This is a genomic window from Myroides sp. C4067, from assembly GCF_038039665.1.
Taxonomy (GTDB): domain Bacteria; phylum Bacteroidota; class Bacteroidia; order Flavobacteriales; family Flavobacteriaceae; genus Flavobacterium; species Flavobacterium odoratimimum.
Map to the genome: position 1 here is coordinate 108,309 of NZ_JBBPHJ010000013.1, position 8,312 is coordinate 116,620.

The 8,312-nt window shown below is 31.5% G+C and carries 7 protein-coding genes; 4 read left to right on the plus strand and 3 right to left on the minus strand.

Features of this window, described 5'->3' with window-relative positions; translation table 11 throughout:
• Positions 1-45: 45 nt before the first annotated feature.
• The gene (locus tag AABL87_RS11035; RefSeq protein WP_006259452.1) at positions 46-1,215 is read left to right on the plus strand and encodes an LETM1-related biofilm-associated protein; all 1,170 of its coding nucleotides are present in this window, start codon (positions 46-48) and stop codon (positions 1,213-1,215) included.
• 10 nt (positions 1,216-1,225) lie between these two features.
• Here the strand turns inward: AABL87_RS11035 and AABL87_RS11040 are convergent, their stop codons facing one another.
• Together AABL87_RS11040 and AABL87_RS11045 are read right to left on the minus strand one after the other, a co-directional pair.
• Positions 1,226-1,876 carry a carbonic anhydrase gene (locus AABL87_RS11040; protein WP_006263172.1) on the minus strand — a complete coding sequence of 217 codons (651 nt, stop codon included), beginning with the start codon at positions 1,874-1,876 and terminating at the stop codon, positions 1,226-1,228.
• Between the two features lie 4 nt (positions 1,877-1,880).
• Entirely contained in the window at positions 1,881-2,525 is a 645-nt protein-coding gene (locus AABL87_RS11045) for a carbonic anhydrase family protein (protein WP_341277340.1), read from the minus strand.
• Between the two features lie 456 nt (positions 2,526-2,981).
• On the opposite strand from AABL87_RS11045, the gene metK reads away from it, so the two are divergent.
• From metK to AABL87_RS11060, 3 genes are all read left to right on the plus strand, one after another.
• Positions 2,982-4,274, plus strand: coding sequence for a methionine adenosyltransferase (gene metK, locus AABL87_RS11050; protein ID WP_006259455.1), 1,293 nt, complete (start codon positions 2,982-2,984; stop codon positions 4,272-4,274).
• Between the two features lie 129 nt (positions 4,275-4,403).
• Positions 4,404-5,009, plus strand: coding sequence for a hypothetical protein (locus AABL87_RS11055; RefSeq protein ID WP_232234264.1), 606 nt, complete (start codon positions 4,404-4,406; stop codon positions 5,007-5,009).
• Between the two features lie 72 nt (positions 5,010-5,081).
• Positions 5,082-6,053: a MutS-related protein gene (locus AABL87_RS11060; protein WP_232234263.1), complete on the plus strand. Its 972-nt coding sequence runs from the start codon at positions 5,082-5,084 to the stop codon at positions 6,051-6,053.
• Here the strand turns inward: AABL87_RS11060 and AABL87_RS11065 are convergent.
• Entirely contained in the window at positions 6,050-7,981 is a 1,932-nt protein-coding gene (locus AABL87_RS11065; protein ID WP_058699471.1) for a polysaccharide biosynthesis protein, read from the minus strand. The two genes, AABL87_RS11060 and AABL87_RS11065, sit on opposite strands and share 4 nt — an antisense overlap.
• Positions 7,982-8,312 lie beyond the last annotated feature (331 nt).

The following is an 8,312-nucleotide window of genomic DNA, read 5'->3' on the forward strand; positions in this document are numbered from 1 at the left end:
TGATCTAACCATCACCACTTTTATTCTTTTAAATCAATACAAGCTATGAACCCATCTACTAACGGCTGGATCAAAAAATACTTTACAGAACACCTAGACTATCAAATCTTCTCTACTCAGAATTGTCATGAGATTTCAACACAGATTAGAAGAATAGGATTCAGTTATGGAATAATTGATATTGATGAATTACCAAGTATTTATAAAAACTTTAAATACACACAAGAAGAACTTTCTAAGATCTGCTACTTACAGCTTTTAGAAAAGATTTATTATATATATAACAATGGGGATAATCAACAGAATTTCATCGATAAGCTCATAGAGTTTTACGAAGTATTCATTCCTCATAAGAGCAATATATTCTCTTCATTCTTTGAAGAAAAAAACCCTTATAACAAACTAGAAAATATCTTTTCTATCAGATGTAAAGAACATTTCTTTTCTCAATCAAAAAACAATGATTTTGTACTAAATATGATTCTATTATTCATTGATATACTAGCATTCGAGGCTTATATCAATGAAAAAACAGATCCGACAATCTTTATACAACACACGGTAGAACAATTAAAAGAAATAACATTATCTGTTAAAAGAAATAAAGAGGAGTTAAGCAAAAAAGACCTACAACTAATAGACTTTTTAGACAAAACTAATAACAGCGCAGCTATTGATTCTATAAAACCGAATACTCCTATCAGTAGCTTCGAGGCAAACTTTATGATAGACTACATCGTATGTAACTCATGGAAAAACGATGTACAAGAAATTATACTACCTAACTTCGAGGAAGAGCCATTCTTGTCTATTCCTTATTCACAGACGATGATAGAAGAGAGTATATTTTACTTTTCGATAGTATTGGTTAAAAATAAATATGATTACCATTATTACAAATCAAGCAACTTATTTGATAATGTAATCAAAAACTCTACAAGCTATATCGAGCTATTACTAACGCGAAACAAAACTAGGCTAGTAAATGAATTACAGAAGAACACCCAACTAATGAAGTTATTAGTGGATTCTACACATAGAGATTTAAATAAAGAAGAAAAAAAGATGGTCAAAAAACAAACTATAGAAGTTATTAAAACCATCCCTTCTCTTGCTATCTTTATTTTACCTGGAGGAGGCATATTATTACCTATTTTATTAAAGTTTATCCCATCATTACTCCCCTCTTCATTTAATGAAAATACAGAGCAGTAACGAATATAAACTATATCTTTCTAAATCGAAGTTGGTATACTTCGTCTAGATCTTGATTACTCATCAAGTTTACATTTAAATCTGTTACATAACCAGAGTTAAGACCGTATACCCATCCGTGTATTCCAAGTTCTTGATTGCGAGACCAAGCTTCTTGTACGATTGATGTTTTTGCTAAATCATACACTTGCTCTTGTACATTTAGCTCTACAAAACGATTAAATCGTTGTACTTCATCATCTATCTGATCTAACTCTACATTGTGTAATCTATAGACAGTCTTGATATGTCTAATCCAGTTATCGATCAGACCGTAAGACTCATTCTTCATTGCAGCTAGTACCCCACCGCATCCATAGTGACCACAAACAATGATATCTTTAATCTTCAGAATATTAACAGCGTAATCTAGAACACTCAACATATTCATGTCAGAGTGTATTACCATATTCGCAATATTACGATGTACAAAAACATCACCTGGTTCTGCTCCTATAATTTCGTTAGCTGGTACTCTACTATCAGAACACCCTATCCATAATACAGGGGGTGTTTGTTTTTCGCTAAGTCTTTTGAAGTAATTAGGATTTACAGTTAGTCTCTCCTCTACCCATTGCTTATTGCGCTCTAGAATCTTCTTATAAAAATCACTATGTGCCATAGTCTTATTTTTTCTCTACAAACATTTCTTTTACAATGTTCACTTCACCTGTTTCTACTTTATAAAAAGCCCCTACGATTCCTATCTCACCTGCTTGATACATTTCACTCAGAACAGTACTTTTACTTAAGATATGGTCAATAGTATGATCTACGTTGTGATAAGCAACTAAATCAACTGCTTCTTTCGATTCTATATCAAGGTTATTATTATTCTCTTTTACATACTCTATTGAAGGTTCTACTTTAGCTAATAAATTAGTTAAATGCCCTAATTTTGCACCTTTACAAGCTCCAGTAATAGCTCCACAATGTGAATGTCCTAAAACCATGATAAGTTTACTACCTGCTAATTTACATGCAAATTCCATAGAACCAATAATATCTTCATTCAATACATTACCAGCAATACGAGCACTAAAGATATCACCTAATCCTTGGTCAAAGATTAACTCAGCAGATGTACGGCTGTCAATACAACTCAATATAATAGCGAATGGAAACTGTCCTTCTTTAGTAGAGTTTACTTGTTCTAACAGATTACTATGTGCTTTTAAGTTTTCTACAAAACGCTTATTTCCTTCCACTAAGAAATCTAAAGCTAATTTTGGTGTAACTAATTTTTGGTCTTCTATGTTGTGTAGTCTCATTCGATTGTTGTTTATTTAAGTTGTAAACTGATAGCAAAAATACAAAACAATCAATAAAATATAACGTATTATTATTTTTTGAAGTAATTTTTATTAATACTATAATTCATAAACAATAATTAACAATTAATATCTCAACCTTTATCTTACTCTTCAATGTAAAAGAGTTAAAAAGAGATGAACCATACAGAGATATAAAATTAGTAGGTCTTCAAATCAGTTCTTATCGATAAGCATTTAAATTTCATCTATTTACAAACACCATCAATCGTTAACATAAATATAAATTACAAAAATATTTGTTTGATTACCAAAATAGTTAATACATTTGCACCATAAATAACAGGAGGAAAAATTTGTACTGATTGCAACCTCGGTAAAAAATGCTAAAGCAGAAATTCATACTTCCCCTTTAGCCATTTCCTCTATTTTTAAAATCTTAAAAAAACAATTATTATGGCTTATTACTTTACATCTGAATCAGTTAGTGAAGGACATCCAGATAAAATTGCTGATCAAATCTCTGATGCTTTAATCGATAACTTTTTAGCGTTCGATCAAGATTCTAAAGTGGCTTGTGAAACTTTAGTAACAACAGGACAAGTAGTTTTAGCTGGTGAAGTTAAATCTAAAACATACTTAGACGTACAACAAATCGCTAGAGAGGTAATCAAACGTATTGGTTACACTAAGAGTGAATATATGTTTGACGCTAACTCATGTGGTATCTTATCTGCTATCCACGAACAGTCTGCTGACATCAACCAAGGAGTAGACAGAAAGAGTCCAGAAGAACAAGGAGCTGGTGACCAAGGGATGATGTTTGGTTATGCAACTAAAGAGACTGAAGACTATATGCCTCTAGCATTAGACCTTTCTCATAAATTGCTACAAGAATTAGCAGCTATCCGTAGAGAAAATACGGAAGTTACTTATTTAAGACCAGATGCGAAAAGTCAAGTTACATTAGAATATGATGATAACAATACTCCTATCAGAATTGTTACTATCGTACTTTCTACTCAACATGATGATTTCGTTCAACCAACGGATAACTCTGCTCAAGCTAAAGAAGTTGCTGAGAAAGCAATGCAAGCACGAATAGAGAAAGACATCAAAGAGATCTTAATTACTCGTCTTTTAAATAAATATCCTCAATACAAATATTTATTTGAGAATAATGAAGAAATAGAGTACTTAATCAATCCAACAGGTGTATTCGTTATTGGAGGTCCTCATGGAGATACAGGATTGACAGGTCGTAAGATTATCGTAGATACTTATGGTGGTAAAGGTGCTCACGGTGGAGGTGCTTTCTCTGGTAAAGACCCTAGTAAAGTAGACCGTAGTGCAGCTTACGCAACTAGACATATCGCTAAGAACCTAGTGGCGGCAGGTGTTGCTGATGAAGTATTAGTTCAAGTTTCTTATGCTATTGGAGTTGCTAAACCAACAGGTTTATACATCAATACTTACGGAACAAGCAATGTTAATCTAACTGATGGTGAAATCGCTAAAAAAGTTAGTGAGTTATTTGACCTAAGACCATACTTCATTGAAACTAGTCTTAAACTAAGAAACCCTATCTATAGCGAGACTGCTGCTTATGGACATATGGGACGCAAACCTCAAGTAGTAAAAAAAGTATTCACTAGACCTGGTGGAGAAACTAAAGAAGTAGAAGTAGAATTATTCACTTGGGAAAAATTAGACAGAGTAGAAGATATCAAAGCTAAATTTAGCTTGTAATATTCTTATCCAATTCATATAAAGAGACTGCTGTTGGTAGTCTCTTTTTTTTATATTTTCCTATAAGAAGAATCCTCTCTTATACACATTACTAGAATTGGTTTATATTTACTTAACTAAACCAAAATTATGAACTGGATTCTAGGTGTATTTATATTACTGATACTATATATTCTTTTTGATAAAAAAAGAAATAGAAACAAAAGGAATGCTCAACTTCAAAAATTAAAAGAAAGCTGGGGACATCCAAAAGGATTAACTGATTTTAATTTTGACAAAATAGCATCATACCATCACGCATTAGGTCATAATACATCGTATCAAACAATTAGCAAAACTATTAATCAAGATCTTGATTTAGACGATACGTTTACTTATCTAGACAGAACACACTCCTTAATAGGACAACAATACTTATATCACAAACTGCACACGATTAAGTCACCAGAAGAAGTAAGAGACCTTGATCAAACAATTAATTTCTTCAGAACTGACAGTGATGAAAGATTAAAAGTACAAATGCTACTAAGTACCTTAACGAATAGAAGTATATACTACTATCACACTCTATTCACCCATAACATCACAATAAACCGTTTCAAACTAAAACTAGCTTATGTATTGAATATCATTACAATTAGTTCTTTACTATTAAGTTTACATAGTTTAATCTGGATACTAGTATTACTTCCGGTATTTAGTGTCAACTTGGTCTTACATTATAAAAATAAATAAGCGCAATATGATCAGCTAAGTGCTACACAAAACTTTAAACATATTCTTAATTCAACTAGTCAGTTACTAAAGATGCAAAAGTTATCTACAGCATATAATTTTACCGAAACAAAAAAAGCTATACCTACACTGCGCAAATTAAATACACTAACCTATTTTTTCACATCAGACAGCGCTATTAAAGATGAGATAACTACATTAGTAATGTTCCCTATAGAACTACTAAAAATAATGCTTAATATCGAAGTTATAACCTTCGAATCTTTTCTTTTAAGAGCACAACATGCTAAAGAAGAGCTAAAAACTTCTTTTGAAACAATTGCAAAGATAGATACAGCAATCTCAATAGCTTCTCTACAAACAAATAATCGACTATGTCAACCTGTATTCCACAATAGCAAAGAAATACAAATAGAAAACCTAATCCATCCATTAATCGAAAATTGTGTAAGTAATACAATACATTTAGAAAATAAAAGCCTGCTACTAACAGGTTCTAATATGGCAGGTAAAACTACATTCATAAGAGCATTGACCTTAAATACAATATTAGCTCAAACAATAGGGTATGTATTCGCTACATCATATAAAGCTAACTTTTACCAAATCAACAGTTCTATCCGAATAACAGATGACTTACATAATGACACTAGTTATTACCTACAAGAAGTAAAACAAATAAAGCACTTCATAATACAATCAAATACTACAAATCCACAATTATATGTATTAGACGAAATACTAAAAGGAACTAATACAAAAGAAAGAATCTCCGCTGCGTATGCTATACTTAAATATCTAAATAAAGAGAAAGATATAGTTATAGTATCTACACATGATATCGAACTCATTGAGCTACTAGAAAAAGAAGGTTATCAATGTCAATACTTACAAGAAAGTATTGTCAACAATGAGTTACATTTTGACTACAAATTAAAGCTAGGTCAACCACAAACAACTAATGCAATCAAAATATTAGAATTAAATGATTTTCCTACTGAGATTACAGATTTAGCATATAACACAAAAAAAATGTTCAGTTAGCTAACTGAACATTTTTCTATTTCTTCATCTAAGCATTCAAATCTTGAATTCTGAGATTTAAATTCTGGAACGATTATCTTTAATTGTTTCACTAAGTACTCTACATCATCCTGTCCCTCATTCTCACACACATAGTTACACATCATCTCTAGATTCGCTTTTACCACATCTAAATCTTGATTACGTACTTTTGCAATCATTATCTTTTCATGATGTGTCTTCACCGTATTCTCATCATTAGCGAGTAACTCTTCGAAGATCTTCTCTCCTGGTCTCAGACCTGTAATCTTAATGTCGATGTCTTCAGGATAACTATAACCACTCAGTCGTATCATACGTTTAGCCAAGTCAAATATCTTCATAGATTTTCCCATATCGAAAACAAAGATTTCTCCTCCATTCCCCATAATTGAAGCTTCTAATACTAATTGACAAGCTTCAGGAATTGTCATAAAGAAACGAGTAATATCTTGATGCGTTACTGTTAATGGTCCTCCAGCATCTATCTGACGTTTAAACAATGGAATCACAGATCCATTAGAACCAAGAACATTCCCAAAACGAGTTACTATAAAACTTGTAATACCATTATCTTTTAATGTAGATACATATAGTTCAGCAGCACGCTTAGTTGCTCCCATAACGTTAGTAGGATTTACAGCTTTATCTGTAGAAACCATTACAAACTTTGATACTCCAAATTGAACTGATAAGTCTGCAATCACTTTAGTCCCCTTTACATTGGTATGAATAGCTTCATAAGGGAATGATTCCATTAGAGGAACATGCTTATAAGCCGCTGCGTGATATACTAAATTAGGTCTATAAAGTTCAAATAAAGATTCCATCTTCTTTGTATCCCTAATATTCCCAACAACATAGATAATGTCATTACATTTATTAGAAACCATAGTCTGTTGCACATCATATAAAGGAGATTCAGCATGATCTACTAATATAAGTTTCTTAAAATTAAATCGAGCTACTTGTCTAGCTATTTCACTACCTATAGACCCAGCTGCTCCAGTAATCAATACTACTTTATCATCAATCTCTTTACCAATAATAGGGTTATCTAATTGTATTGCTTTACGTCCAAGTAAATCATCAATCTTTAACTCTTTAATTTGCTTATTTGTATATGAACCATCTAACCAATCTGTTGCTGGTGGAATTATTTTAATCTTTACAGGAAGTTTCTCTAATACCTCTGATATATCATTTAATCTTTCTCTAGTGATATTTTGAATTGAGATAATAATTTCATCTATACGATTACTAGTAACATAAGTCTCATCAAGAATAGAAGGATTATAAATTCTGTAACCTCCTAGTCTATTTCCAGATTTACTATTATTGTCATCCACAAAAGCTACTATATGTGTTCTAACTTTTGTATCTCCTTGCAGTGCACCAACAGTAATAATACCAGAATCTCCAGCACCATAGATAATCACGCGTTTATGATTTCTAACATCTAATACATAACTACGATAAAATTGACTATAAAACAAACGAGCCAAAATAAGCATCGCAGATGTAAAGAATAAATGGAGTAATACAAAAGAATAGGAATATCTTAAATAAGGCTCAAAACTAGTCCCTAGAAACTCATTACGTTGCAATGAACTAACAATCATCATGATTGCTCCTGAAAACAGACAAGAAGTAAAAATAGTCTCAATATCTTTTATACTTGTTTGTCTAATAACCCCTTTAAAAGGTTTAAATATCAAAAAACTAACAATATAACAAACTAATAATACAGGTATTCTCTTTAACATTAATTCGATAGAGAAATTACCAAAAAAATTAGTTAACAAAAGGTTAGATATAAAATAGGTAAACAAGACAATCAACAAGTCTATTACAAATATGATACCCCTAGGTGTATCACGCTTTAACTGTCTTTTCAGCGCATTATTCATACGATTTTCTTTAGGTAGCTATTATTACAATTTTTCTAAATGCAAATATAATGCATAAAATGTCACATTTATTACTCTTCACTAGAAAATACAGTGTCTTCACCCTTTTCCTAGATTATTTAATCTTTATGAACATATTAACAACTAACACTACACTAAAATTAACAAATAGTAAATATATACAGATGATCCCTTCGAAAACCTAAAGGATTAGCACAATTATAAAACACATATAAACAAAAAAATCCCCAACCTCATACGAGATTGGGGATTCTATAAAGAAAGGCGGCGACATACTCTCCCACTGGTTAGCAGTACCATCTGCGCTAGC

Coding starts and splice junctions, on each gene's coding strand:
- AABL87_RS11035 (WP_006259452.1), top strand. CDS start 46: ATGAACCCATCTACTAACGGCTGGATCAAAAAATACTTTACAGAACAC.
- AABL87_RS11040 (WP_006263172.1), bottom strand. CDS start 1,876: ATGGCACATAGTGATTTTTATAAGAAGATTCTAGAGCGCAATAAGCAA.
- AABL87_RS11045 (WP_341277340.1), bottom strand. CDS start 2,525: ATGAGACTACACAACATAGAAGACCAAAAATTAGTTACACCAAAATTA.
- metK (WP_006259455.1), top strand. CDS start 2,982: ATGGCTTATTACTTTACATCTGAATCAGTTAGTGAAGGACATCCAGAT.
- AABL87_RS11055 (WP_232234264.1), top strand. CDS start 4,404: ATGAACTGGATTCTAGGTGTATTTATATTACTGATACTATATATTCTT.
- AABL87_RS11060 (WP_232234263.1), top strand. CDS start 5,082: ATGCAAAAGTTATCTACAGCATATAATTTTACCGAAACAAAAAAAGCT.
- AABL87_RS11065 (WP_058699471.1), bottom strand. CDS start 7,981: ATGAATAATGCGCTGAAAAGACAGTTAAAGCGTGATACACCTAGGGGT.